The sequence below is a fragment of the Streptomyces sp. R21 genome (assembly GCF_041051975.1).
Taxonomy (GTDB): domain Bacteria; phylum Actinomycetota; class Actinomycetes; order Streptomycetales; family Streptomycetaceae; genus Streptomyces.
Genome location: NZ_CP163435.1, coordinates 3,894,372 through 3,918,171, shown reverse-complemented (window position 1 = coordinate 3,918,171; position 23,800 = coordinate 3,894,372). Strand labels below are relative to the sequence as shown.

Annotated in this window: 23 protein-coding genes; 12 read left to right on the top strand and 11 right to left on the bottom strand. The window is 71.6% G+C overall.

Going from position 1 to position 23,800, the window contains the following annotated elements:
- Positions 1-118 precede the first annotated feature (118 nt).
- The 3 genes from AB5J56_RS17445 to AB5J56_RS17435 all read right to left on the bottom strand — a co-directional run bounded on the left by AB5J56_RS17445 (position 119) and on the right by AB5J56_RS17435 (position 3,222).
- The gene (locus AB5J56_RS17445; RefSeq protein WP_369233663.1) at positions 119-1,750 is read right to left on the bottom strand and encodes a phospho-sugar mutase; all 1,632 of its coding nucleotides are present in this window, start codon (positions 1,748-1,750) and stop codon (positions 119-121) included.
- 68 nt (positions 1,751-1,818) lie between these two features.
- Positions 1,819-2,643, bottom strand: a complete 825-nt coding sequence (locus AB5J56_RS17440; RefSeq protein WP_369233662.1) for a purine-nucleoside phosphorylase — start codon at positions 2,641-2,643, stop codon at positions 1,819-1,821.
- A gap of 141 nt (positions 2,644-2,784) precedes the next feature.
- A complete protein-coding gene (locus AB5J56_RS17435; RefSeq protein WP_369233661.1) occupies positions 2,785-3,222 on the bottom strand; it encodes a gamma-glutamylcyclotransferase in 438 nt (145 codons plus the stop codon).
- Between the two features lie 106 nt (positions 3,223-3,328).
- Here AB5J56_RS17435 and AB5J56_RS17430 point away from each other — a divergent pair, with 106 nt between their 5' ends.
- Both AB5J56_RS17430 and AB5J56_RS17425 read left to right on the top strand, forming a co-directional pair.
- Positions 3,329-4,777 carry an NAD(P)H-quinone dehydrogenase gene (locus tag AB5J56_RS17430; RefSeq protein ID WP_369233660.1) on the top strand — a complete coding sequence of 483 codons (1,449 nt, stop codon included), beginning with the start codon at positions 3,329-3,331 and terminating at the stop codon, positions 4,775-4,777.
- Positions 4,778-4,944: 167 nt separating this feature from the next.
- Positions 4,945-5,922 (top strand): DeoR/GlpR family DNA-binding transcription regulator, encoded by a 978-nt coding sequence (locus AB5J56_RS17425; protein WP_369233659.1) that lies wholly within the window; start codon positions 4,945-4,947, stop codon positions 5,920-5,922.
- Positions 5,923-6,106: 184 nt separating this feature from the next.
- On the opposite strand, the gene AB5J56_RS17420 is transcribed toward AB5J56_RS17425, so the two are convergent.
- On the bottom strand, positions 6,107-7,879 hold the full coding sequence (locus tag AB5J56_RS17420) for a biotin carboxylase N-terminal domain-containing protein (RefSeq protein WP_369233658.1): 1,773 nt from the start codon (positions 7,877-7,879) through the stop codon (positions 6,107-6,109).
- A 359-nt stretch (positions 7,880-8,238) separates the two neighbouring features.
- On the opposite strand from AB5J56_RS17420, the gene AB5J56_RS17415 reads away from it, so the two are divergent.
- Complete coding sequence (locus tag AB5J56_RS17415; protein ID WP_369233657.1) at positions 8,239-8,730, top strand: hypothetical protein; 492 nt, start codon at positions 8,239-8,241, stop codon at positions 8,728-8,730.
- Positions 8,731-8,761: 31 nt separating this feature from the next.
- On the opposite strand, the gene AB5J56_RS17410 is transcribed toward AB5J56_RS17415, so the two are convergent.
- Positions 8,762-9,382 (bottom strand): nucleoside triphosphate pyrophosphatase, encoded by a 621-nt coding sequence (locus AB5J56_RS17410; protein ID WP_369233656.1) that lies wholly within the window; start codon positions 9,380-9,382, stop codon positions 8,762-8,764.
- 19 nt (positions 9,383-9,401) lie between these two features.
- Positions 9,402-9,530, bottom strand: a complete 129-nt coding sequence (gene mmpB / locus AB5J56_RS17405; protein ID WP_369233655.1) for a morphogenic membrane protein MmpB — start codon at positions 9,528-9,530, stop codon at positions 9,402-9,404.
- Positions 9,531-9,666: 136 nt separating this feature from the next.
- Here mmpB and AB5J56_RS17400 point away from each other — a divergent pair, with 136 nt between their 5' ends.
- Complete coding sequence (locus AB5J56_RS17400; protein ID WP_369233654.1) at positions 9,667-10,818, top strand: SGNH/GDSL hydrolase family protein; 1,152 nt, start codon at positions 9,667-9,669, stop codon at positions 10,816-10,818.
- Here the strand turns inward: AB5J56_RS17400 and AB5J56_RS17395 are convergent.
- On the bottom strand, positions 10,815-11,024 hold the full coding sequence (locus tag AB5J56_RS17395) for an acyl-CoA carboxylase epsilon subunit (protein ID WP_369233653.1): 210 nt from the start codon (positions 11,022-11,024) through the stop codon (positions 10,815-10,817). The genes AB5J56_RS17400 and AB5J56_RS17395 overlap by 4 nt on opposite strands.
- Before the next feature lie 16 nt (positions 11,025-11,040).
- Complete coding sequence (locus AB5J56_RS17390; RefSeq protein WP_369233652.1) at positions 11,041-12,639, bottom strand: acyl-CoA carboxylase subunit beta; 1,599 nt, start codon at positions 12,637-12,639, stop codon at positions 11,041-11,043.
- A 136-nt stretch (positions 12,640-12,775) separates the two neighbouring features.
- Between AB5J56_RS17390 and AB5J56_RS17385 the strand changes: the two genes are divergently transcribed.
- Positions 12,776-13,669 carry a biotin--[acetyl-CoA-carboxylase] ligase gene (locus AB5J56_RS17385; protein ID WP_369233651.1) on the top strand — a complete coding sequence of 298 codons (894 nt, stop codon included), beginning with the start codon at positions 12,776-12,778 and terminating at the stop codon, positions 13,667-13,669.
- Positions 13,670-13,990: 321 nt separating this feature from the next.
- Entirely contained in the window at positions 13,991-15,091 is a 1,101-nt protein-coding gene (locus AB5J56_RS17380; RefSeq protein ID WP_369242605.1) for an adenylate/guanylate cyclase domain-containing protein, read from the top strand.
- A 12-nt stretch (positions 15,092-15,103) separates the two neighbouring features.
- Here AB5J56_RS17380 and AB5J56_RS17375 read toward each other — a convergent pair whose 3' ends face one another.
- Positions 15,104-15,787, bottom strand: coding sequence for a hypothetical protein (locus AB5J56_RS17375; protein ID WP_369233650.1), 684 nt, complete (start codon positions 15,785-15,787; stop codon positions 15,104-15,106).
- Between the two features lie 186 nt (positions 15,788-15,973).
- Here AB5J56_RS17375 and AB5J56_RS17370 point away from each other — a divergent pair, with 186 nt between their 5' ends.
- The 5 genes from AB5J56_RS17370 to AB5J56_RS17350 all read left to right on the top strand — a co-directional run bounded on the left by AB5J56_RS17370 (position 15,974) and on the right by AB5J56_RS17350 (position 21,966).
- A complete protein-coding gene (locus tag AB5J56_RS17370) occupies positions 15,974-16,780 on the top strand; it encodes an enoyl-CoA hydratase/isomerase family protein (protein WP_369233649.1) in 807 nt (268 codons plus the stop codon).
- Between the two features lie 92 nt (positions 16,781-16,872).
- Complete coding sequence (locus AB5J56_RS17365) at positions 16,873-18,015, top strand: diguanylate cyclase (protein WP_369233648.1); 1,143 nt, start codon at positions 16,873-16,875, stop codon at positions 18,013-18,015.
- A gap of 93 nt (positions 18,016-18,108) precedes the next feature.
- Positions 18,109-19,647 carry a histidine ammonia-lyase gene (hutH, locus tag AB5J56_RS17360; protein WP_369242603.1) on the top strand — a complete coding sequence of 513 codons (1,539 nt, stop codon included), beginning with the start codon at positions 18,109-18,111 and terminating at the stop codon, positions 19,645-19,647.
- Between the two features lie 240 nt (positions 19,648-19,887).
- Positions 19,888-20,091: a cold-shock protein gene (locus AB5J56_RS17355; RefSeq protein ID WP_369233647.1), complete on the top strand. Its 204-nt coding sequence runs from the start codon at positions 19,888-19,890 to the stop codon at positions 20,089-20,091.
- Between the two features lie 126 nt (positions 20,092-20,217).
- Complete coding sequence (locus AB5J56_RS17350) at positions 20,218-21,966, top strand: DEAD/DEAH box helicase (RefSeq protein WP_369233646.1); 1,749 nt, start codon at positions 20,218-20,220, stop codon at positions 21,964-21,966.
- A gap of 87 nt (positions 21,967-22,053) precedes the next feature.
- Here AB5J56_RS17350 and AB5J56_RS17345 read toward each other — a convergent pair whose 3' ends face one another.
- Together AB5J56_RS17345 and AB5J56_RS17340 are read right to left on the bottom strand one after the other, a co-directional pair.
- Complete coding sequence (locus AB5J56_RS17345; protein ID WP_369233645.1) at positions 22,054-22,782, bottom strand: DUF2625 family protein; 729 nt, start codon at positions 22,780-22,782, stop codon at positions 22,054-22,056.
- A 37-nt stretch (positions 22,783-22,819) separates the two neighbouring features.
- The gene (locus tag AB5J56_RS17340) at positions 22,820-23,137 is read right to left on the bottom strand and encodes an LPXTG cell wall anchor domain-containing protein (protein ID WP_369233644.1); all 318 of its coding nucleotides are present in this window, start codon (positions 23,135-23,137) and stop codon (positions 22,820-22,822) included.
- 110 nt (positions 23,138-23,247) lie between these two features.
- Here AB5J56_RS17340 and AB5J56_RS17335 point away from each other — a divergent pair, with 110 nt between their 5' ends.
- Complete coding sequence (locus AB5J56_RS17335) at positions 23,248-23,601, top strand: hypothetical protein (RefSeq protein WP_369233643.1); 354 nt, start codon at positions 23,248-23,250, stop codon at positions 23,599-23,601.
- The last annotated feature ends 199 nt before the right edge of the window (positions 23,602-23,800 follow it).

The following is a 23,800-nucleotide window of genomic DNA, read 5'->3' as shown; positions in this document are numbered from 1 at the left end:
GCGCTACCGCACCACCGTTCCTCGGCCGACCGGCAGCGCAGGGGAGCGCTGCGTCAAGTGCCGGGCGGAAATCACCCGATGGGGTGCCCCTGGGAAGGGGCACCCCGGGGTTGCCCCGTCAGATGCCGGCCGCCGCCGACAGGTCCCGCTTGATCGTCGTCAGCAGGTCGCGGGCCTTCGCGTGCGCCGCGGGGAGGTTGTCGCGGGTGCCGACCGGGACGACGACCTCCAGGTAGCACTTCAGCTTCGGCTCGGTGCCGCTCGGCCGGACGATGACGCGGGCGCCGTCCAGCGTGTAGCGCAGTCCGTCCGTCGGCGGGAGCAGCTCCGTGCCCTGCGTCAGGTCCTCGGCCTTGGTGATGGCCAGGCCGGCGAGCTGCGTCGGCGGTTGCTCGCGCAGGCGCCGCATGGCGTTCGCGATGACCGAGAGGTCCTCCACGCGCACCGCCAGCTGGTCGGTGGCGTGCAGCCCGTGCGCGACCGCGATGTCGTCGAGCAGGTCGAGCAGCGTGCGCCCCTGCTCCTTGAGCTCGGAGGCCAGTTCGGTGATGAGGAGGGCGGCGGTGATGCCGTCCTTGTCGCGGACGCCCTCGGGGTCGACGCAGTAGCCGAGCGCCTCCTCGTAGCCGTAGCGCAGGCCCTCGACGCGGGCGATCCACTTGAAGCCCGTCAGCGTCTCCTCGTACGGGAGACCGGCCTTCTCGGCGATCCGGCCGAGCAGCGAGGAGGAGACGATCGACTCGGCGAACGTGCCGCGCGCCCCGCGGTCGACCAGGTGCTGGGCGAGCAGCGCGCCGACCTCGTCGCCGCGCAGCATCCGCCAGTCCTCACCGTCCTTGACGGCCACCGCGAGGCGGTCCGCGTCCGGGTCGTTGGCGACGATCAGGTCGGGGTCGGTCTCGCGGGCCTTCGCGAAGGCGAGGTCCATCGCGCCGGGCTCTTCCGGGTTGGGGAAGGCGACGGTCGGGAAGTCCGGGTCGGGCTCGGCCTGCTCGGCGACGAGGACCGGCTCCGGGAACCCGGCGCGCGTGAAGGCGGCAAGGAGGACGTCCTTGCCGACGCCGTGCATGGCCGTGTAGACGGTCCGGGCGGTGTGCGGGGACCCGGCGGACAGGACGGCGTCCGTGCGGGCCAGATAGGCGTCCAGGACGCCCTCGTCGAGGGTCTCCCAGCCGGCGTCCGGGCGCGGCACGTCGGCGAGGGCCCGGATGGCGTCGATCTCGGCGGCGATCTCCGCGTCCGCGGGAGGCACGATCTGGGAGCCGTCGCCGAGGTAGACCTTGTAGCCGTTGTCGCGGGGCGGGTTGTGGCTGGCGGTGACCTCCACGCCCGCGACCGCGCCGAGGTGCCTTATGGCGTACGCGAGGACGGGGGTGGGGAGGGGGCGGGGCAGTACGGCGGCGCGGAGGCCCGCGCCCGTCATGACGGCCGCGGTGTCGCGGGCGAAGTCCGCCGACTTGTGACGGGCGTCGAAGCCGATGACGACGAGACCGCCGCTCTGCCCCTTCGCCTTGAGGTATGCGGCGAGGCCCGCGGCGGCACGGATGACCACCGCGCGGTTCATGCGCATCGGACCCGCGCCGAGCTCGCCGCGCAGGCCCGCGGTGCCGAACTGCAGAGTGCCGCTGAAGCGCGCGGCGAGCTCGGTGACGTCCTCGGCGTCGATGAGCTTGCCGAGTTCCTCACGGGTCTCCGCGTCGGGGTCCTCGGCCAGCCACGCCTCGGCCCGTGCGATGAGTTCGTCCTGCACGTCGGGTCGACCTCTCTTTGCTCTACGTCGTACTACGGCGTTCTACGGGCATGTACTACCCGCGATTACTAAAGGCGGTCGAGGACCTGGGTCAGCAGGGCGCCCATGCGGGTGGCGGAGTCGCGGCCGGCCTGCAGGACCTCCTCATGGTTGAGGGGCTCGCCCGTCATGCCGGCGGCGAGGTTGGTCACCAGGGAGATGCCCAGCACCTCGGCGCCGGCCTCACGCGCGGCGATCGCCTCGAGCACCGTCGACATGCCGACCAGATCCGCGCCGATGACCCGGGCCATGCGGATCTCCGCCGGCGTCTCGTAGTGCGGGCCGGGGAACTGCGCGTAGACGCCCTCTTCGAGGGTCTCGTCGATCTCCTTGCACAGGGCGCGCAGGCGCGGGGAGTACAGATCCGTGAGGTCCACGAAGTTCGCGCCCACGATCGGCGAGGTCGCGGTGAGGTTGATGTGGTCGCTGATCAGGACCGGCTGGCCGGGACGCATGCCCTCGCGCAGGCCGCCGCAGCCGTTGGTCAGCACGATGGTCTTGGCGCCCGCGGCGACGGCGGTCCGCACGCCGTGCGAGACGGCAGCCACCCCGCGGCCCTCGTAGAAGTGGGTGCGGCCCAGGAAGACCAGCGCCCGCTTGGCCCCGATCCGGTAGGAGCGGACCGTGCCGCCGTGCCCCTCGACCGCCGGCGGCGGGAAGCCGGGCAGCTCGGTGACCTGGAACTCGGCCTCGGGGGTACCAAGGGCGTTCACGGCCGGTGCCCAGCCGGAGCCCATCACGAGCGCGACGTCGTGGGTCTCGGCGCCGGTGAGCTCGCGCAAACGCGCGGCGGCGGCGTCGGCGGCGGCGTACGGGTCGCCCTGGATGTCGTCCGGAAGAAGAGATGCGTTCACGCGGACGAGCGTAGCCGGTCCGGGCCTACGCGCGTAGATGACAGAGCTGATGGGATTGCGATCGTTGTCTTGTCGTTTCCAACGAAACCTGTGCCACAGGGCGGCGGGGAGACGCCCGCGGCGTCCTCGTTGGTCCCGCCCTCAGCAGGGCCGCTTGCGCAGTTCCATCACATAGTCGTGGGGTGCCCCCGCGGATTCCGCCGCGTCGGCGATCTCCCCGAGATACCGCGCCGACGGCAGTCCCCCCTCGTACCCGTTCAGCACGTACACCCACGCCGGCTCCTCGCCCTCCAGCGTGTGCACCCGCAGGCGCATCCGGCGGTAGATGTCGAGGCCGACGCCCTCCCAGCGGTCCATGGAGTCCTCGTCCAGCGGGGCGACGTCGTACAGCGCCACGAAGACCTGGGACCGGGGCGCCTCGACGATCGTCGCCAGCGCGCCCTCCCAGCCCATGTGCTCGCCGCCGAACGTCAGCCGCCAGCCGTTCAGCCAGCCCGTGGCGCGCAGCGGCGAGTGCGGAGCGCGGCGCGTCATGAGCCGCGGGTCGAGATTGCCGGCGTACGCGGCGTAGAGCGACATGGGGTCGAGGGTACGGCAGCGACACGCCCGCCTCTCGCGTAACAGAAATGCCTCGAATGCACACTCGGAGCCCCCTGGGCGGAAGCACCTTGAAGCGTGCGGGACAATGGAGTACGTGACTCGGATCGTGATCATCGGTGGCGGACCCGGCGGATATGAAGCTGCCCTGGTGGCAGCGCAACTCGGCGCGGAGGTGACCGTCGTCGACTGCGACGGTCTGGGCGGGGCGTCGGTGCTCACCGACTGCGTGCCGTCGAAGACCCTGATCGCCACGGCCGAGGTGATGACCACCTTCGACTCCTCGTACGAGGAGCTGGGCATCATCGTGGCCGACGACACACCTCCCCTGGAGCAGGCGGCCCGGGTGGTCGGTGTCGACCTGGGCAAGGTCAACCGCCGTGTGAAGCGCCTCGCACTGGCCCAGTCGCACGACATCACCGCCTCCGTGACGCGGGCCGGCGCCCGGGTCATGCGCGGCCGCGGGCGGCTCGACGGCATGCAGTCCATCGACGGCTCGCGCAAGGTGATCGTGCGGACCGCGGACGGCACCGAGGAGACCCTCGTCGCCGACGCCGTCCTCATCGCCACCGGCGGCCACCCGCGCGAGCTGCCCGACGCGCAGCCCGACGGCGAGCGCATCCTGAACTGGACCCAGGTCTACGACCTCGACGAACTCCCCGAGGAGCTCATCGTGGTCGGTTCCGGTGTCACGGGCGCCGAGTTCGCCGGTGCCTACCAGGCCCTCGGCTCCAAGGTCACCCTCGTCTCCTCCCGCGACCGCGTGCTGCCGGGCGAGGACCCCGACGCCGCCGCCGTCCTGGAGGACGTGTTCCGCCGCCGTGGCATGAACGTGATGGCCCGCTCCCGCGCCGAGTCGGCCAAACGGGTGGGCGACCGCGTCGAGGTCACGCTCGCCGACGGCCGCGTCATCTCCGGCACCCACTGCCTGATGGCCGTCGGCGCCATCCCGAACAGCAGCGGGATGGGCCTGGAGGAGGCCGGCGTGAAGGTCCGCGACTCGGGTCACATCTGGACCGACAAGGTCTCCCGCACCACCGCCCCCGGTGTGTACGCCGCCGGTGACGTGACCGGCGTCTTCGCCCTCGCCTCCGTCGCCGCGATGCAGGGCCGTATCGCCATGTACCACTTCCTCGGCGACGCGGTGGCCCCGCTGAACCTGAAGACGGTCTCCTCGAACGTCTTCACCGACCCCGAGATCGCGACGGTCGGCTACTCGCAGGCCGACGTCGACGGCGGCAAGATCGACGCCCGCGTCGTCAAGCTGCCGCTGCTGCGCAACCCGCGCGCCAAGATGCAGGGCATCCGGGACGGCTTCGTCAAGATCTTCTGCCGTCCGGGCACCGGGATCGTCGTCGGCGGAGTGGTCGTGTCGCCCCGCGCTTCGGAACTGATCCACCCCATCTCGATCGCGGTCGACAACAATCTGACGGTCGAACAGATCGCGAACGCGTTCACCGTGTACCCGTCCCTGTCGGGGTCGATCGCGGAGGTGGCCCGGCAGTTGCACACCCGGAAGACCACGGGCGAGGGCTGACGGCGAAAGGCAACTCCTTGCTGGTCACGGGGAGTTGTCACCCATTCGTGCGGCATAGGCGCCGCGATTAGGCCCGTATACCACTTCTGGTTCGGCCATGCGAACAACTTCGGTTATTCGGCGCATAGTGCTGAAAGCAGACGGTCGTTGGGGTTACTGTCAGTTTCGTGTTCGCTGCAGAACGTCGCCAATTGATCCTCGAAATGGTGCGAGCGAACGGGGCCGTGTCGCTCCGTGAGCTCGCCCGCGTCGTCCAGACCTCCGAAGTGACCGTACGGCGGGACGTGCGCGCACTGGAGGCAGAAGGACTCCTCGACCGCCGACATGGCGGTGCGGTATTGCCGGGCGGGTTTACGCGGGAGTCCGGCTTTCCGCAGAAGTCACATCTCGCGACCGCCGAGAAGACGGCCATCGCCGATCTCGCCGCGAGCTTCGTCGAAGAAGGCGAAGCCATCGTGGTCGGGGCGGGCACCACCACGCAGGAGCTGGCACGCCGGCTCGCACGGGTGCCCGGGCTGACCGTCGTCACCAACTCCCTTTTGGTGGCGCAGGCGTTGGCCCATGCAAACCGTGTGGAAGTCGTGATGACCGGCGGCACCCTGCGCGGTTCCAACTACGCCCTCGTGGGCAGCGGGGCCGAGCAGTCCCTCCAGGGGCTGCGCGTGTCCAGGGCCTTCCTCTCCGGGAGCGGTCTGACCGCCGAGCGCGGGCTGTCCACGTCCAACATGCTGTCGGCGTCCGTCGACCGTGCGCTCGTGCAGGCCGCGTCCGAGGTCGTCGTCCTCGCCGACCACACGAAGCTCGGCACCGACACGATGTTCCAGACGGTGCCGACCGATGTGATCACCCGGCTGGTGACGGACGAACCGCCCGGGCACGACGACCGCGCGGCCACCGAGTTGCAGGCCCTGGCGGACCAGGGCGTGCAGATCGCGGTGGCCGGGTCGTCGTCGAACGGATCCTCATCGGGCTCAGGAGGCGATTCGGTCCCGGCGGGGCGTCAGCCGCGCCGGGACGTGCCTCTCCCCGGACCGCGGCGCGGCCAAGTGCCGGGTGCGGGACCCGGCCTGCGCAGCGCGACCGTCCTGGGCGGGGATCAGCCCCCGTCGGAGCGCGCCCGCGTGGCGGACATGCGCCGTCGCTGACCCGACCCGCGCCGCCGCCGACCTTCCCCGCGCCGCGGGGCGGTGCCGTCGGCCGGGAACGCCGAAGCGCCCGGCGGACTGACTGTTCCAGTCCACCGAGCGCTCCGGGATGCCGTACCGACGACCCGCTACGAGTCGTGCCGACGACCTTCTGCGTCTGCCAACGACCCTCTACGGATCAGGATCAGTCCTTGATGTCGCAGATGGGGGCGCCGGAGGTGAGGGACGCGCCGACCTCGGCGGTCAGGCCCTTGATGGTGCCCGAGCGGTGGGCGTTGAGGGGCTGCTCCATCTTCATGGCCTCCAGGACGACGATCAGATCGCCCTCCTTGACCTCCTGGCCCTCCTCGACGGCGACCTTGACGATGGTGCCCTGCATCGGGGAGGCGAGGGTGTCGCCGGAGGCGGCCGGGCCGGACTTCTTCGCCGCCCGGCGCTTCGGCTTGGCACCGGCGGCCAGGCCGGTGCGCGCCAGCGACATGCCCAGCGAGACCGGGAGGGAGACCTCCAGGCGCTTGCCGCCGACCTCGACGACCACGGTCTCGCGGCCCGGCTCGTCCTCGACCTCGGTGTCGGCCGGGGCGGCGAACGGCTTGATCTCGTTGACGAACTCGGTCTCGATCCACCGCGTGTGCACGGTGAACGGGTCGGCGGAGCCGGTGAGTTCGGGAGCGAAGGCGGGGTCGGTGACCACCGCGCGGTGGAACGGGATGGCCGTGGCCATGCCCTCCACCTGGAACTCCTCCAGGGCGCGGGCGGCGCGCTGCAGGGCCTGCTCGCGGGTGGCGCCGGTGACGATCAGCTTGGCCAGCAGGGAGTCCCAGGCCGGGCCGATGACCGAGCCGGACTCGACGCCCGCGTCCAGGCGGACACCGGGGCCGGACGGCGCGTCGAAGGTCGTGACGGTGCCCGGCGCGGGCAGGAAGCCGCGGCCCGGGTCCTCGCCGTTGATGCGGAACTCGAAGGAGTGGCCGCGCAGTTCGGGGTCGCCGTAGCCGAGCTCCTCGCCGTCGGCGATGCGGAACATCTCGCGTACGAGGTCGATGCCGGCGACCTCCTCGGTGACCGGGTGCTCGACCTGGAGGCGGGTGTTGACCTCCAGGAAGGAGATCGTGCCGTCCATGCCGACGAGGAACTCGACGGTGCCGGCGCCGACGTAGCCGGCTTCCTTCAGGATCGCCTTGGACGAGGAGTACAGCTCCGCGACCTGGGCGTCCGACAGGAACGGCGCCGGGGCCTCCTCGACCAGCTTCTGGTGGCGGCGCTGGAGGGAGCAGTCACGGGTGGAGACGACCACCACGTTGCCGTGGCTGTCGGCCAGGCACTGGGTCTCCACGTGCCGGGGCTTGTCGAGGTAGCGCTCCACGAAGCACTCGCCCCGGCCGAAGGCCGCCACGGCCTCGCGCACCGCGGACTCGTACAGCTCGGGAACCTCTTCGAGGGTGCGGGCGACCTTCAGGCCGCGGCCGCCACCGCCGAAGGCGGCCTTGATCGCGATCGGCAGCCCGTGCTCCTGCGCGAAGGCGACGACCTCGTCGGCGCCCGAGACCGGGTCCGGCGTACCGGCGACCAGCGGGGCGCCGGCGCGCTGGGCGATGTGCCGGGCGGCGACCTTGTCACCGAGATCGCGGATGGCCTGCGGCGGCGGGCCGATCCAGATCAGGCCGGCGTCCAGGACCGCCTGCGCGAACTCCGCGTTCTCGGAGAGGAAGCCGTAGCCCGGGTGGATGGCATCCGCGCCGGAATCCGCGGCGGCCTGGAGCACTTTGGCGATGTCCAGGTAGCTGCTGGCGGGGGTGTCACCGCCCAGGGCGAACGCCTCGTCGGCCGCCCGGACATGCAGCGCGTCCCGGTCCGGCTCCGCGTACACGGCCACGCTCGCGATCCCGGCGTCACGGCAGGCCCGAGCGACGCGGACAGCGATTTCGCCACGGTTGGCGATCAACACCTTGCGCACGATGACTCCCTCTCCTTGAAACAAGCCGAGTTTAGGGACTGCCGACACGACCTTTCGACCCGTCCCCAATGGTGAGCTTGCCCACACGGAGCGTGATTCGAGGCCCGCTCGACCCGCGATATCCCTTGTCGCACCGCGGTACGCAGGAATCCTTCCCCGAACCCTAGCCCCCCTGTGTGGTCAAGGTCTCTGTGAGAGCGTGCTGCGGCCCACGCCGTTTCTTTGTGGAGTCCCTACGAATGGCCCAACGAATCTTTGCCCTTCGCGGAACCCTTGTCCTCGGGTTTACCCGTTAGTAGCGTTCGGTACTACTCGAACGTACTTGGGGTAACAGCAGCCGGAAGTGTGGGTGGGGAACGGTGGCACGCAGACCTGTCGCGTGGGTGACCGCGATCGTGCTCTTCGTGGAGGCGCTCGGCATCGGCCTGGTCAACTGGTTCCTCGGCGTGGTCGTGGACCGGCAGAACATGTCGCTGGCCGGCCTCGACACGGACATGATGTCGACGTCGTCGAAGGTCGCGGGCGTGGTCTTCGGCCTCTACTTCGCGCTGTGCGGCCTTGCTGCCCTGCTCGTCGCCGTGCGCAACCGCGCACCCTCCGGCTTCGGCCGGATTCTGCTGATCAGCGCCGCCGTGGTGCACGCCCTGCTGGGCGCCCTGACGGTGGGTCTGGTGGGCTGGGGCGCGTTCGCCGTCATGATGGTCGTCCTGGCGCTGATCCTGCTGGTTCTGATGACGTACGACCGCAGGGAGGGCCCCGTCGACGCCCCGCAGGGGGACGTCGGCAAGGGCAGCGATGGTGACAACGGGGGAGCCCCCGTCGTCACGCCTCCGGCGCCCTCGGTGACCTGATCGGCTCCACCGGCCCTCGACCCGCCCCGGCTCACTTCTCCGGCGGCGCCCACAACTCCGTGATCCCCACGCCCAGTTCGCCCAGCAGTCGGCGCACCAGCGGCAGCGAGATCCCGATGACATTGCCGTGGTCTCCGTCGATGCCGTCGATGAACGGCGCCGAGCGGCCGTCGAGGGTGAACGCCCCGGCCACGTGAAGGGGTTCGCCGGACGCGACGTACGCGGCGATCTCGGCGTCGGTGGGCTCGCCGAAGCGCACCACGGTGGACGCGACCGCCGCGGCGTGCCGCCCCGTCGTCGTGTCCCACACGCAGTGCCCGGTCTGCAGCGTGCCGGCGCGCCCGCGCATCGACTTCCAGCGCGCGGTGGCCTCCTCGGCGTCCGCGGGCTTGCCGAGCGCCTCGCCGTCCAGGTCCAGGACCGAGTCGCAGCCGATCACCAGGGCGCCCTTGACGGACGGCTTCGCGGCGACCACGGAGGCCTTCGCCTCGGCCAGCGCTAGCGCGAGTTCGGCGGGGGTGGGTGCGGTCACGGCGTCCTCGTCGACCCCGCTGACGATCACCTCGGGGGCGAGCCCGGCCTGGCGCAGCAGTCCGAGCCGGGCGGGGGACTGGGAGGCGAGCACAAGGCGGCGGCGCGGCTGATCAGTCATGCGATCAGGGTATCGGCGGTCACATGATGCCGAGGACGAGCATCGCCAGCACCATGGCCAGCGCCATGAGAATGCCGAGCCGCCGCAACATCTCCTGCATGTCGCGGAGTTCCTTCGGCGGCTCGTTCTCAGGGTCGGACCACAGCATGCCTTCGATGGTCCGGGCGAGCGTCCTCCGGCGCCTGAGTACGCGTACTCAACTTCGCGTAATGGGTCTCTGGTTCCCTTAGTGGGGGATCCTCTGTTACCTTTCGAGTGCCACTAAAGGAACCGTGGAACCATTTATGGAGGCCTTCGTCGTGTTCACCACCGCCTGGACCGCCTCGCCCCAGCGCCCCAGTGAGGGCTTCACCCCCAACTGGTCGCAGGAGGGCTTCTGGCGGCAGTCCCTGCGCCAGGTCGTCCGGCTGAGCGCGGGCGGCGACCGCGTCCGCGTCCGGCTCTCCAATGCGTACGGCACCTCACCCCTGAGGGTCGCGGGCGCGAGCCTCGCCCGGACGGGGGCGGGCGCTGCCGTGCAGCCCGGCTCGGTACGGCGGCTGACCTTCGCGGGGGCCGCGTCCGTCGAGATCCCGGCGTACGGCCACACGGTCAGCGACGCGGTCGGACTCGCCCTGGAGTCAGGGGAGTCGGTGACCGTCACCCTGCACCTCGACGCCGTCACCGGCCCCGCGACCTTCCACGCCCAGGCCTTCACGACCAGCTACCGCGGTCCCGGCGACCGCCTGGCGGACACCGGCGGCGAGGGCTTCGACGCGACCACCGAGTCCTGGTACTTCCTCTCCGCGGTCGAGGTCTCCGCGGGCCGCAGGGACGGGATCGCGCTCCTCGGCGACTCGATCACCGACGGCTTCGGCTCGACCCCGGGTGCCGACCGGCGCTGGTCCGACGCGCTCGCCGAACGCACCGGACGGCCCGTGCTGAACGCCGGGATCGGCGGCAACCTGCTTCTCAACGATTCGGCGTGGTACGGCGAGAGGAGCGTCCACCGGCTCGCCCGCGACGTCCTCGACCACGAGGGCGTGAGCACACTCGTCGTGCTCCAGGGCCTCAACGACATCGGCTTCAGCGAGACCGACGAACAGCTCACGTACAAGCCCGCCCCGGTCGTCGAGGCCGAGGAACTCATCGCCGGCCACCGGGAGTTGATCCGCCGGGCTCGCGCGCGGGGCCTGTACGTCGTCGGCGCGACCCTGCTCCCCTTCGGCGGCTCCGACCACTGGGGCGAGCACGCGGCGAAGGTGAGCCACGAGGTCGACGAATGGATTCGCTGCTCGGGCGAGTACGACGCGGTGGTGGACCTGAACCGCGTCATGGCCGACCCGGCGGACCCGGACCGGCTGCACCCGGCGTACGACTTCGGCGACCACCTGCACCCGAACGACGCCGGGTACGAGGTGATGGCCGAAGCCCTCGCCGGTCTTCTTGAGCGCTAGCTGGGCCAGTACGTGCGGCCCCAGGCGGCGGGGCCCGGTGCGGGCAGCCGGCTCAGGGCCAGCCGTGCCGGGTTCGCCCAGGCGTCCGGCTCGCGGGGCGCGCCGGACGGCGTGCCGGATGCCGCCGCGGCGCGTGCCCGGACCACCGCCAGTGCGGCGGCCAGCTCCTCCGGGGTCGGATTGCCCCGTACGACCTTGATCGTCACAATCTCTCCCGAGGCTTTAGAGGGGGATGTTGCCGTGCTTCTTCGGGGGCAGTGATTCCCGCTTGGTGCGCAGCTGACGCAGTCCGCGGACGACGTGGGCGCGGGTGTCGGACGGCATGATCACGCCGTCGATGTAGCCGCGCTCGGCCGCCGTGTACGGGTTGAGCAGCGTGTCCTCGTACTCCTGGATCAGCCGGGCCCGGGTGGCCTCCTGGTCCTCGGGAGCGGTGGCGGCGATGGTGCGCCGGTGCAGGATGTTGACCGCGCCCTGTGCGCCCATGACGGCGATCTGGGCGGTCGGCCAGGCGAGGTTGAGGTCGGCGCCCAGGTGCTTGGAGCCCATGACGTCGTAGGCGCCGCCGAAGGCCTTGCGGGTGATGACCGTGATCAGCGGGACGGTGGCCTCGGCGTAGGCGTAGATCAGCTTGGCGCCGCGGCGGATGATGCCGGTGTGCTCCTGGTCGACGCCGGGCAGGAACCCGGGCACGTCCACGAAGGTCAGCACGGGCACGTTGAAGGCGTCGCAGGTGCGCACGAAACGCGCGGCCTTCTCGCTCGCGTCGATGTCGAGGCAGCCCGCGAACTGCATCGGCTGGTTGGCGACGATGCCCACCGGGCGGCCCTCGACCCGGCCGAAGCCGGTGAGGATGTTCGGCGCGAACAGCGGCTGCGTCTCGAAGAACTCGGCGTCGTCCAGGACGTGTTCGATCACCGTGTGCATGTCGTACGGCTGGTTCGCGCTGTCCGGCACGATCGTGTCCAGCTCGCGGTCCTCGTCGGTGAGGGCGAGGTCCGCCTCCTCCGGGAAGACCGGGGGCTCGGAGAGGTTGTTGGACGGCAGGTACGACAGCAGCTGCTTGACGTACTCGATGGCGTCCTTCTCGTCACCCGCCATGTGGTGGGCCACGCCGGAGACCGCGTTGTGCGTGCGGGCGCCGCCCAGTTCCTCGAAGCCGACGTCCTCTCCGGTGACCGTCTTGATGACGTCCGGGCCGGTGATGAACATGTGCGAGGTCTGGTCGACCATGACCGTGAAGTCGGTGATGGCGGGGGAGTACACCGCGCCACCGGCACACGGGCCGACGACCAGCGAGATCTGCGGGATGACACCGCTCGCGTGGGTGTTGCGGCGGAAGATCTCGCCGTACATGCCGAGCGCGCTCACACCCTCCTGGATGCGGGCGCCGCCGGAGTCGTTGATGCCGATGACCGGACAGCCCGTCTTCAGGGCGAAGTCCATCACCTTCATGATCTTCTGGCCGAAGACCTCGCCCAGGGCGCCGCCGAAGACGGTGAAGTCCTGGGAGAAGACGGCGACGGGGCGGCCGTCCACCGTTCCGTACCCGGTGACGACCCCGTCCCCGTACGGGCGGTTGTTCTCCATGCCGAAGTCGGTCGAACGGTGCTGTGCGAACTCGTCCAGCTCGACGAACGATTCCTCGTCGAGCAGCAGCTCGATCCGCTCACGGGCCGTCAACTTGCCCTTGGCGTGCTGCTTTTCCACAGCGCGTTCCGAGCCGGCATGCGTCGCCTCCTGGATGCGACGCTGCAAATCCGCGAGCTTCCCCGCGGTGGTGTGGATGTCGATCTGCTGCGGGTCTTCCGGCTCGGACATCGGGATGCGGCTCCCTGCCTGCTCAAAGGGGACGTGAGGGTGACGTGCTCAGAAGGGGGGACGGTTACTCATCCGTAGCGTAGTGCGGTGCCTACCCATCGGCAGTGCGGCGTTTACCACACCTAGGGTGGGTTGCATGACGCCGCGAGATGCCTCAGACGCGAACGACAAGCCCAACGGCAACCGGTGGTCCGACCTGGACCGTCCTCCCCTCAATGGTGCCGCTCTGCGCAGGGCGCTGGTGCGGGACGGCGGGCACGGTGGCCTGTGGTGCGACGTCGAGGTGGTGGAGCGCACCGGCTCCACCAACTCCGACCTCGTCGCCCTCGCCGCGGAGGGGAAGGCGTCCGAGGGCGCCGTCCTCGTCGCGGAGGAGCAGAACGCCGGGCGCGGGCGCCTGGACCGCCAGTGGACCGCCCCCGCCCGCTCGGGTCTCTTCTTCTCCGTCCTGTTGAAGCCCGCCGAGGTCCCCGTGCAGCGCTGGGGGTGGCTGCCGCTGCTCACCGGCGTGGCCGTCGCCGCCGGCCTCTCCCGCTCGGCGGGGGTCGACACGGCACTCAAGTGGCCCAATGACCTCCTCGTCACCGTGAACGGCGAGGAACGCAAGGCCGGCGGCATCCTCGCCGAGCGCGCCGGTGACGACGCGGTCGTCGTCGGCATCGGCATCAACGTCACCCTCCGCGAGGACGAGCTGCCCGTCCCCGCCGCCGGATCCCTCGCCCTGGCGGGCGCCACGACCACGGACCGCGACACCGTCCTGCGGACCGTGCTGCGCTCCCTGGAGGAGTGGTACGGCAGGTGGCGCGAGGCCGGGGGCGACCCCGCCGCCAGCGGTCTCCAGGAGGCGTACGCGGCGGGGTGCGCCACCCTCGGCCGCGTGGTGCGGGCCGAGCTGCCCGGGGACCGGTCGATCACCGGCGAGGCCGTCGCGATCGACGGCGACGGCCGCCTGGTCCTCGCCACGGAGGAGGGGGTGCAGGAGCCGGTGGGGGCGGGGGACATCGTGCATCTGCGGCCTGCGGGTAGTTAGCCCGTCCGGCGTTTGAGGACGAGCGCGCAAGCGCGATGGCAGGGGGAGAGGGGGCGCAGCCCCCAGGACAACGGGCAGGGTAGGGGCGGAGGGGGCGAGAAAACCCCCGCGCGCCCCCACCCGCGCCGCACGGGAGTGAGCCAGAGCACACCTGCCGTAGAGTTGACCGCGGTCGATACCTGACCGCGGCAGATCGGAAGGGCAGCAGGCGTGACCGTCGACGACACGGGCTCCGGCAAGGGTGCGCAACCCGCCCGGGTCGACTCGAACGGGCGTACGGAATCCCAGGCCCGGCCACTCAGACTCGACACCGAGCCCCGGATGGACGCACACGACCGCGTGGACACCCCAGGCGACCCGGACTCCGGCGAGGACCCCCTCGCCCTCCGCCTCGAACAGCTCATCCTCGGCGCCGAGCGCCGCTACACCCCCTTCCAGGCCGCCCGCAGCGCGGGCGTCTCGATGGAGCTGGCCTCCCGCTTCTGGCGGGCCATGGGCTTCGCGGACATCGGCCAGGCCAAGGCGCTGACGGAGGCGGACGTACTGGCGCTGCGCCGCCTGGCCGGTCTCGTCGAGGCGGGCCTGCTCAGCGAGGCCATGGCCGTCCAGGTGGCGCGCTCCACGGGCCAGACCACCGCCCGGCTGGCCGAGTGGCAGATCGACTCCTTCCTGGAGGGCCTGACCGAGCCCCCGGAGCCGGGGATGACCCGCACCGAGGTGACGTACCCCCTGATCGAGCTGCTCCTGCCCGAGCTGGAGGAGTTCCTCGTCTACGTCTGGCGCCGCCAGCTCGCCGCAGCGACCGGCCGCGTCGTGCAGGCCGCGGACGACGAGGAGATGGTCGACCGCCGCCTCGCCGTCGGCTTCGCCGACCTGGTCGGCTTCACGCGCCTGACCCGCCGTATGGAGGAGGAGGAGCTCGGCGAACTCGTCGAGGCCTTCGAGACGACGGCCGCGGACCTGGTGGCAGCCCACGGAGGCCGGCTCATCAAGACCCTCGGCGACGAGGTGCTGTACGCCGCCGATGACGCGGGCGTCGCCGCCGAGATCGCCCTGCGCCTGATCGAGACGATGGCGAACGACGAGACGATGCCGGAACTGCGCGTCGGCATCGCCTTCGGCACGGTCACCACCCGGATGGGCGATGTCTTCGGTACGACCGTGAACCTGGCCTCGCGGCTCACCTCGATAGCGCCACGCGACGCCGTCCTCGTGGACGGCGCCTTCGCGGAGGAACTGGTCCGCACCGGCGACGCCCCCGTCTCCGAGGCGGAGGCCGCCGAGGCCGCGGTCGCCGCGGAGAAGGAGGGCGAGGAACCGCCCACCTACCGCTTCGCCCTCCAGCCGATGTGGCAGCGCCCGGTCCGTGGCCTGGGCGTGGTCGAGCCCTGGCTGCTGGCCCGCCGGGGCGGCGAGTCCTGAGACCGCCGGGCGCTACGGCCCGTGGTGGCCGCCCGGCTGCGCCAGCCCGTCCACGCAGAGGCCGATGACCGGCACGCACAGCTGCGGCGGGTCCGGCTTCGGGGCCGGGGTGCTGTCGCCGCCGCCGTCGCCGGTGGTGGGGCTCGGGGTCGGCTGCGGGGCGGGAGCCGCCGTTGCCGGGGCCTTCGGGGTGGCGGCCGGGGTGGTCGTGGGGGCGGGGGCCGTGGGGATGCCGGTCTCGTCCGGAGCCGGGAAGCCGCTCACCGGGGCGCTCGCGAGCGTCGAGGCGGACGGCGTCGGCGCCAGGCTCACGCCGGAGTTCGGTGTCGGGCTCGCCCCGCCCATGACCGCGGTCGACGTGACCGAGCCGGGACTCACGGACGGCACGGCCTGGATGGTGGCCGCGGCGTTCCCCGTCCCGGTCGTGGCGGCACCCGGCCGCGGCTCCGCCTCCGCGCTCCCGCCGCCCCCGAGCACCGACTCGGGTGTCATGCGTACAAAGCTCAGCACCCCCGCGGCCAGGGCCATCCCGCTCACGGCGAACAGGACCCGGCGGGGGCGCGGCCTGCGGTGACGGCCGACCGACCGGGACGGCGCGGGGCGGATCGGCGCGTTCGCCTGGTCCGGCTCGCGCGCCTGGTCCGGCGCCGACTCCGGCTGTGGCTCCCGCCTTGTGGCCGTTGCTGTTTCCGTCATGGTCGTCCCTCCCCGGTGCCCTGCGGCGGTGCGCAGGTTATGCGCCCTTTGGGGGTGTGGGAGGGGAGTTGGGGGCGGTGTCACTCGAACGGGGAGTTCGGGTGTGGGGTGACGGGTTTCGTCCGGCGGGTGCGGCTGCGATGATCGGGGGGTCGGTAGTTAACCCGCGTTAACCGGGAGGGTGTCATGGCGGAGCAAGGGGACGAGCGGCGGTTCGGGGAGTTCGTAGCCGTACGGCGGCACGGATACGTCGCGGAACTCGCCCTCGACCGGCCGAAGGCCATGAACGCCGTGTCCACGGACATGGCGCGCGCCATCGCCGGTGCGTGCGAGGCGCTGGCCGCCGACCGGGACGTGCGGGTGGTCGTGCTGACCTCCACGCACGAGCGGGCCTTCTGTGTCGGAGCCGATCTGAAGGAGCGGAACTCCTTCAGCGATGCCGATCTGGTGCGGCAGCGGCCCGTCGCGCGCGCCGCCTACACCGGCGTACTGGAGCTGCCGATGCCGACCGTCGCCGCCGTGCACGGCTTCGCGCTCGGCGGCGGCTTCGAGTTGGCGCTCTCGTGCGACCTGATCGTGGCCGACCGTACCGCGGTCGTCGGGCTGCCCGAGGTGTCGGTGGGGGTCATTCCCGGCGGAGGCGGTACGCAGTTGCTGCCCCGGCGGGTCGGGGCGGCCCGGGCGGCGGAGCTGATCTTCTCGGCGCGGCGGCTGGAGGCCGCGGAGGCGCGGGAGTTGGGGCTTGTGGACGAGCTGGTGGAGGCCGGGGAGGACCGTTCCGAGGCCCTCGCGCTGGCCACCCGGATCGCCGCGAACTCGCCCGTCGGGCTGCGGGCCGCGAAGCGTGCGCTGCGGCTGGGGCACGGGCTCGATCTCCGTGCGGGCCTGGAGGTCGAGGACGCGGCCTGGCGGTCTGTGGCCTTCTCGGGGGACCGGGCGGAGGGGGTCGCCGCGTTCAACGAGAAGCGGAAGCCGGAGTGGCCCGGGGAGTAGCGCGTCGGGGGTGGGCCCGGCTGAAACCGTCCCGTACCCCTGTTCGCCCCACTAACGTCCCAAATCACCGCAAACATCCCTAGCCTGGAGTGATGGGTGAGGACGGACGGCTGAGGGCCGTGGTGGAGCTGGCGCAAGCCATGGCGGCGGCGCACAGTCCGCGGGAGTCCTGGCGGGCCGCGGCGGTCGGGGCCCGCCGGGCGCTCGGGGGGAACTTCGCGGCGCTCTCGGTGTGGGAGCGCGAGCTCGGTCGGCTCCGGGTTCTGGTGAACGTCGGTGAACGCGCGCCGGACGAGGACGAGTTCCCGGACGGGGAGGCGTACCCCGTGCACCAGTTCCCGGAGATCACCGAGTTCCTGCACGAGCGCTGGGCCGGTGGCGGGGAGCCCAACGCCTGGGTCGAGACGGCGGAGGGGCCGGCGGAGGGGCGCGCCGGGTACTGCCATCAGCGGGTCGCCGCGCTCCGGCGGCGCGGCCGCGGCTGCTGCGTGGTCGCCCCGATCGTGCTGCACGGCCGGGCCTGGGGCGAGCTGTATGTGGCCCGTCCGGCCGACGACCCCGTCTTCGACCGGGCCGACGCCGACTTCGCGACCGTCCTCGCCTCCGTGGTCGCCGCCGGGCTCGCGCAGACCGAGCGGCTGGAGGAGGCCCGGCGGCTGGCGTTCACCGACGCCCTCACCGGGCTGGCGAACCGCCGGGCGGTCGACGTCCGGCTCGACGAGGCGGTCGAGCGGCATCGGCGGGAGGGGGTCGTCGTCAGCCTTGTCGTATGTGATCTGAACGGGCTCAAACGGGTCAACGACACCCAGGGACATGCGGTGGGCGACCGGCTTCTGGAGCGGTTCGGGTCGGTGCTGTCGCTCTGCGGGGCGATGCTTCCGGGCGCCCTCGCCGCCCGGCTCGGCGGTGACGAGTTCTGTCTGCTCGCGGTGGGACCGGCGGCGGACGAGGTGGTCCGGATCGCCGACGAACTGTGCCGTCGTGCCGCCGAGTTGGAGCTCGGCGACGGTGTGGCGTGCGGGGTCGCCTCGACCGCGGACCCGATCGGGCCGGTCCGCACGGGGCGTCGGCTGTTCCGGCTGGCCGACGCGGCCCAGTACCGGGCGAAGGCCGTCCGCGCCGAGAAGCCCGTGGTCGCCGGGCGGGAGGGCCCCGACGATCCGGTCGTACGGCTCGCCGACGAGCCCTCCCCGGAGGTCGCACGGGAACGCCGTCGCTTCCGGGGGCGACGCTGACCCTCTCCGCCCTTCCCGCATGCCGGTAAGGGGTCAACCCGCCTCCCAGTAGTGACATCATCGAATTCACTGCGTACGCTCCTGAATATGGATATGCACACTGTGGTGGTGGGGACGTCCGGGGTGACCGCGTCCGACGTTCTCGCCGTGGCGCGCGACGGCGCCCGGATCGAACTCTCCGACGAGGCGGCGCAGGCCCTCGCCGCGGCCCGCGAGATCGTGGACGCGCTGGCGGCCAAGCCCGAGCCCGTCTACGGCGTCTCCACCGGCTTCGGCGCCCTCGCGACCCGGCACATCAGCCCGGAGCTGCGCGCCCAGCTGCAGCGCAACATCGTCCGCTCGCACGCCGCCGGCATGGGCCCGCGGGTGGAGCGGGAAGTCGTACGGGCGCTGATGTTCCTGCGGCTCAAGACCGTCTGCTCGGGACACACCGGCGTGCGGCCCGAGGTCGCCCAGACCATGGCCGACATCCTCAACGCGGGTATCACCCCCGTCGTCCACGAGTACGGCTCGCTCGGCTGCTCCGGCGACCTCGCCCCGCTCTCCCACTGCGCGCTGACGCTCATGGGCGAGGGTGACGCCGAGGGCCCCGACGGTGTCGTACGGCCCGCGGGCGAGCTGCTCGCCGAGGCCGGCATCACCCCCGTCGAACTGCGCGAGAAGGAGGGCCTCGCCCTTCTCAACGGCACCGACGGCATGCTCGGCATGCTGGTCATGGCCCTCGCCGACCTCGACTCCCTCTACAAGTCCGCCGACATCACCGCCGCCCTCTCCATGGAGGCGCTGCTCGGCACGGACAAGGTCCTCGCGCCCGAGCTGCACGCCATCCGCCCGCACCCCGGACAGGGCGCCAGCGCCGCCAACATGCTGGCCGTGCTCAAGGGCTCGCAGCTCACCGGGCATCACCAGGACGACGCCCCGCGCGTCCAGGACGCCTACTCCGTGCGCTGCGCCCCGCAGGTCGCGGGCGCCGGGCGCGACACCATGGCCCATGCCCGGCTCGTCGCCGATCGCGAGCTGGCGTCCGCCGTCGACAACCCGGTCGTCCTGCCCGACGGCCGCGTGGAGTCCAACGGCAACTTCCACGGCGCCCCGGTCGCGTACGTCCTCGACTTCCTCGCCATCGCCGCCGCCGACCTCGGCTCGATCGCCGAGCGCCGCACCGACCGGCTGCTCGACAAGAACCGGTCGCACGGGCTGCCGCCGTTCCTCGCCGACGACGCCGGTGTCGACTCGGGCCTGATGATCGCCCAGTACACGCAGGCCGCGCTGGTGAGCGAGATGAAGCGGCTCGCCGTACCGGCGTCCGCCGATTCCATCCCCTCCTCCGCCATGCAGGAGGACCACGTCTCGATGGGCTGGTCGGCGGCGCGCAAGCTGCGCACGGCCGTCGACAACCTGACCCGCATCATCGCGGTCGAGCTGTACGCGGCCACCCGCGGCATCGAACTGCGCGAGGGTCTGACCCCGGCCCCGGCGTCGCAGGCGGTCATCGAGGCGGTCCGCGCGGCCGGCGTCCAGGGCCCCGGCCCGGACCGCTTCCTCGCCCCCGACCTGGCGGCGGCGGACGCGTTCGTGCGCGCCGGCTCGCTCGTCGCCGCGGTGGAGACCGTGACCGGGCCGCTCGCGTAGCAGTCAGGTGTACGAGGTGGGTGCCGTCGCCGGCCGGTGGCGGCACCCACTGTCGTGCGGGGAGCTTCTGCCGTGCGAGGCGTGCCCCGAGTGTGCTACTGTCTCATTGATACGTTTTTGGTACCCATTTACTTTGTGCGCCTGATCGGAATCCTCCGCAGGCGCGTTTTGTTTTACCGGCATCTCCGGCGTTAACCGGTGCATCTCCGGATGGGGCCCCTACTCATTCAGGAGAATGACATGGCTACTGGCACCGTGAAGTGGTTCAACGCGGAAAAGGGCTTCGGCTTCATCGAGCAGGACGGCGGCGGCCCCGACGTCTTCGCCCACTACTCCAACATCGCCAGCTCCGGCTTCCGTGAGCTGCTGGAGGGCCAGAAGGTCTCCTTCGACGTCACGCAGGGCCAGAAGGGCCTGCAGGCGGAGAACATCATCCCCGCCTGATTCGGGACGCGCTTTTCCCGAGCCGGGACCCGCACCTTTCGGGTGCGGGTCCCGGCTCGCGTCTGTCCAAGCTGTCCGTGCTGTCCGTGGGTCCAGGAAGTTCCAGAAAGGAAATCCAGATCCAGCATGACTCGATCCGAACGACCCGCCCGTAGGCGGCCTACGAACGCCCGTGGCAGTGCCCAGCCGACCGGTTCCGCGCAGAGCGCCGGACGCGGCGCAGGCCGTAACACCGGCCGCAGCGGCGGCGGCAAGGGCCCGGCCCGCAAGGCCGCCCCGCCGCAGGAGTTCTCGCTCCCCGAGACCATCACGCCCGCGCTGCCCGCCGTCGAGTCCTTCGACGCGCTGGACATGCCGGCGGCCCTGACGAAGACCCTCGCGGCGCAGGGCGTCACCGAGCCCTTCCCGATCCAGGGCGCCACCCTGCCGAACTCCCTCGCCGGGCGCGACGTCCTCGGCCGCGGGCGCACCGGCTCCGGCAAGACCCTCGCCTTCGGCCTCGCCCTGCTCGCGCGCACCGCGGGCCGCCGGGCCGAGTCCAAGGCACCCCTCGCGCTGGTCCTGGTGCCCACGCGCGAGCTCGCACAGCAGGTCGACGACGCGATCACGCCGTACGCGACCGCCGTCAACCTGCGCGTCGCCACCGCCGTCGGCGGCATGTCGATCGGCCGCCAGGCCGGTTCGCTGCGCCGCGGCGTAGAGGTGCTCGTGGCCACGCCGGGCCGTCTGAAGGACCTCATAGAGCGGGGTGACTGCGTCCTGAACCAGGTCGCCATCACCGTCCTCGACGAGGCCGACCAGATGGCCGACATGGGCTTCATGCCGCAGGTCACGGCGCTGCTCAAGCAGGTCGAGCCGGGTGGTCAGCGGCTGCTCTTCTCGGCGACGCTCGACAAGAACATCGACCGTCTGGTGCGGATGTTCCTGACCGACCCCGTGGTGCACTCCGTCGACCCGTCCGCGGGCGCGGTGACCACCATGGAGCACCACGTGCTGCACGTCGCCGACGAGACCGACAAGAAGGCCGTGGCCCTGCGGATCGCCGCCCGCGACGGCCGCGTGATCCTCTTCGTCGACACCAAGCGCGGCGCCGACCGGTTCACCAAGCGGCTGCTCGCCAACGGCGTGCGCGCCTCCGCGCTGCACGGCGGACGCAGCCAGCCGCAGCGCAACCGCACCCTGGACCAGTTCAAGAACGGCCAGGTCACCGCGCTGGTGGCGACCAACGTGGCGGCCCGCGGCATCCACATCGACGACCTCGACCTGGTCGTCAACGTCGATCCGCCCACCGACCACAAGGACTACCTGCACCGCGGCGGACGCACCGCCCGGGCCGGCGAGTCCGGCAGCGTCGTGACACTCGTCCTGCCCGAGCAGAAGCGCGAGATGTCCCGCCTCATGGCGGACGCCGGCATCAGCCCGCGTACGGCGATGGTCAAGTCCAGCGACACGGAGCTGTCCCGCATCACCGGCGCCCGGGAGCCCTCCGGCGTCCCGGTGGTGATCGAGGTGCCGCAGCCCGTCGAGCAGCCGAAGTCGTCGAGGCCCAGGTCGCGCCCGAGGCCAGCCGGTTCCGGCACCGGCTCCGGCGCCCGACGGGGCGCGGGTACGTCGGCGCAGCGCGGCGGCACCGGCCGTCAGGGCGCGGGCGGCGGCGACGCCACCGCGGGCCGCACCGGTCGCCGTACGGCCGCGGGAACGGGCACGAACGGCTCGGGCTCGGCCCGCCGCAGTGACGGCTCGGCTCGCCGTACCGAAGCCCCCAAGGCTGCGGACGGCGGCCGCCAGGGCGGTCGCGGTCGCGGGCGTTCCCCGCAGGGCGGCGGACGCACCGAGCGCGGCGGCCAGGGCGGCGGCGGACGCAGGGCCGCCTAGGACGCGTGACCACGGGGCGAGGGCACAGTGTGCTCTCGCCCCGTCGTCGTTCCCGGAGGGGGTGGTCGGCTCGTCACACGACGCTTGTCACACGATGCCGAGGAACCCCGGGTCCACGTCGTCGAGTTTGTGGGCGGAGTCCCTGTGCAGGCTGAGGACCTCGGCCAGGGCGGCCGGGCGGCGGCTGGTGCCCGGGAGGTCGCGGCGGGCCTCGGCCGACCAGAGGAACGGGACGATCGAGAGGGCCTGGGTGCCGTGCAGGGCGCCGGACTCGGCGCGCCAGCCGGGCCAGCGCAGCGTCTCGTAGAACTGCTCCGTACCGCCGCCCAGAAGCCAGTGGAGCCAGTCCCCGTGGCCCACCTCCAGGTCCTCCCAGCGCAGCGAGTCCGGCGCGAAGTAGACCACCTGGCCGGGCCGGCCGGGGCGGCCCACGGCGGCCGGGTCGGGCCCGTTGAGCGCGAAGACCCCGCCGAGGACGTCATGGCCGATGACGAGGCCGCCCTCCGGCCGCCACGCCGGGTCGAACTCCTCGGGGAAGCCGTTCACATCGGCGAGGCTCGGCATTCCGGACGGAGTCTCGGCGTCAGGGCTGCCGTAGATCCGCAGCCATCCGCTGTCCAGCAGCAGGCCCCCGCAGTTGAGGGCGAACGCGCCGAGCCAGGAGCGGGCGGTCACCTGCAACTGGAGCAGGGTCGCGCGGCCGTGCGCGGAGTCCACGGGGAGCGCGTCGTGGGAGACGGGGCTCGTGGAGAGCGCATGGGCGAGGAGGGGCCACGCGGGCTCTTCGACGTCGGTCAGCTCGGTCAGGTCTCGCATGGGTTTCCCGTGGGTTGTCCGGCCCGGAACAAAGCGCTCAGTAGGCCGCCGTGCGCTCCCGGCGTACCGAGTAGGTCACGAACCCGGCGCCCAGGCCGAGGAACAGGGTGCCGCCGATGACGTACGGCGTCGTGTCGATGCTTCCCGTGTCGGCCAGCTGCGTGTGGTCGCCGGCCCCCTCCGTGGCGTCCGACCCCTCGGGGACCGGTGTCGGTGTCGCCGTGACGGTGGACGTCGTGGAGGGCCGCTGACTTGGCTCTTCCTGGCTCGCCTTGGCGGACGGAACGAACCACAGGGCTCCCAGGAGGGTCCCCGCTGCGGTGGCGGTCAGCAACGATCGACGTGCGGCGGACACGAAATATCGATCCCCTTGTGGCGCTGGCGAATTGGCCGTGTGGGCCGATGCTAATGAAAGTCGCGGGTCGCGGGAAAGTCGCGTGAGCCAAGGGCCGTACGCTCCGTCCCATGAGCACTCCTGAGACATCACGTTTTGTCCGGCTTCGTGTGGAGCTGGTCCTGGAAGTCGACGACGCCGACGCCGTCACCAAGGCCGCGCTGCGCCGGATCGCGGACGACACCGGCATGCCGGCCGACGAACGCACGCATGCCGAGAACGCAGTGACGGAAGACACTGCCGAAGCCCTCGCCTACCTCGTGGACCCTTTCGACCTGGTCAGCGAGGTGCCCGGGGTCGAGCTCGCGCAGGCCTCCTGGAGCAGCGAGCCCATCGACTACGATCCCGATTCGCCTGATTGGGACCTTGACGAGGATGATGGCGACGAGCGTGACGATGACGACGAGGAAGTCGGAGTCGGCTGACGTCCCTTGGGGTAGTCGTGACCCCGGACGGCAACCGCCGACCGGGGTTTCGTCGTCTCAAGGGACACGCGGACCACTTCCGCACCAGTCGTTCGGTTGACCCGACGTGGTGTGCCCCACACATCCATGGGATGTGGAACGGGGCGAATCGGTCGTAGCGTTGAAAGATCTTAAGAGAGTCAAGGAAGTTCTCAGCTGG

Bases quoted from the DNA above. Each gene is read 5' to 3' on its own strand.
- AB5J56_RS17435 (WP_369233661.1), bottom strand. From the start codon at position 3,222: ATGTCGCTCTACGCCGCGTACGCCGGCAATCTCGACCCGCGGCTCATG.
- AB5J56_RS17430 (WP_369233660.1), top strand. From the start codon at position 3,329: ATGGAGTACGTGACTCGGATCGTGATCATCGGTGGCGGACCCGGCGGA.
- AB5J56_RS17410 (WP_369233656.1), bottom strand. From the start codon at position 9,382: ATGACTGATCAGCCGCGCCGCCGCCTTGTGCTCGCCTCCCAGTCCCCC.
- mmpB (WP_369233655.1), bottom strand. From the start codon at position 9,530: ATGCTGTGGTCCGACCCTGAGAACGAGCCGCCGAAGGAACTCCGCGAC.
- AB5J56_RS17400 (WP_369233654.1), top strand. From the start codon at position 9,667: ATGGAGGCCTTCGTCGTGTTCACCACCGCCTGGACCGCCTCGCCCCAG.
- AB5J56_RS17390 (WP_369233652.1), bottom strand. From the start codon at position 12,639: ATGTCCGAGCCGGAAGACCCGCAGCAGATCGACATCCACACCACCGCG.
- AB5J56_RS17385 (WP_369233651.1), top strand. From the start codon at position 12,776: ATGACGCCGCGAGATGCCTCAGACGCGAACGACAAGCCCAACGGCAAC.
- AB5J56_RS17380 (WP_369242605.1), top strand. From the start codon at position 13,991: ATGGACGCACACGACCGCGTGGACACCCCAGGCGACCCGGACTCCGGC.
- AB5J56_RS17375 (WP_369233650.1), bottom strand. From the start codon at position 15,787: ATGACGGAAACAGCAACGGCCACAAGGCGGGAGCCACAGCCGGAGTCG.
- AB5J56_RS17370 (WP_369233649.1), top strand. From the start codon at position 15,974: ATGGCGGAGCAAGGGGACGAGCGGCGGTTCGGGGAGTTCGTAGCCGTA.
- AB5J56_RS17365 (WP_369233648.1), top strand. From the start codon at position 16,873: ATGGGTGAGGACGGACGGCTGAGGGCCGTGGTGGAGCTGGCGCAAGCC.
- hutH (WP_369242603.1), top strand. From the start codon at position 18,109: ATGCACACTGTGGTGGTGGGGACGTCCGGGGTGACCGCGTCCGACGTT.
- AB5J56_RS17355 (WP_369233647.1), top strand. From the start codon at position 19,888: ATGGCTACTGGCACCGTGAAGTGGTTCAACGCGGAAAAGGGCTTCGGC.
- AB5J56_RS17350 (WP_369233646.1), top strand. From the start codon at position 20,218: ATGACTCGATCCGAACGACCCGCCCGTAGGCGGCCTACGAACGCCCGT.
- AB5J56_RS17345 (WP_369233645.1), bottom strand. From the start codon at position 22,782: ATGCGAGACCTGACCGAGCTGACCGACGTCGAAGAGCCCGCGTGGCCC.
- AB5J56_RS17335 (WP_369233643.1), top strand. From the start codon at position 23,248: ATGAGCACTCCTGAGACATCACGTTTTGTCCGGCTTCGTGTGGAGCTG.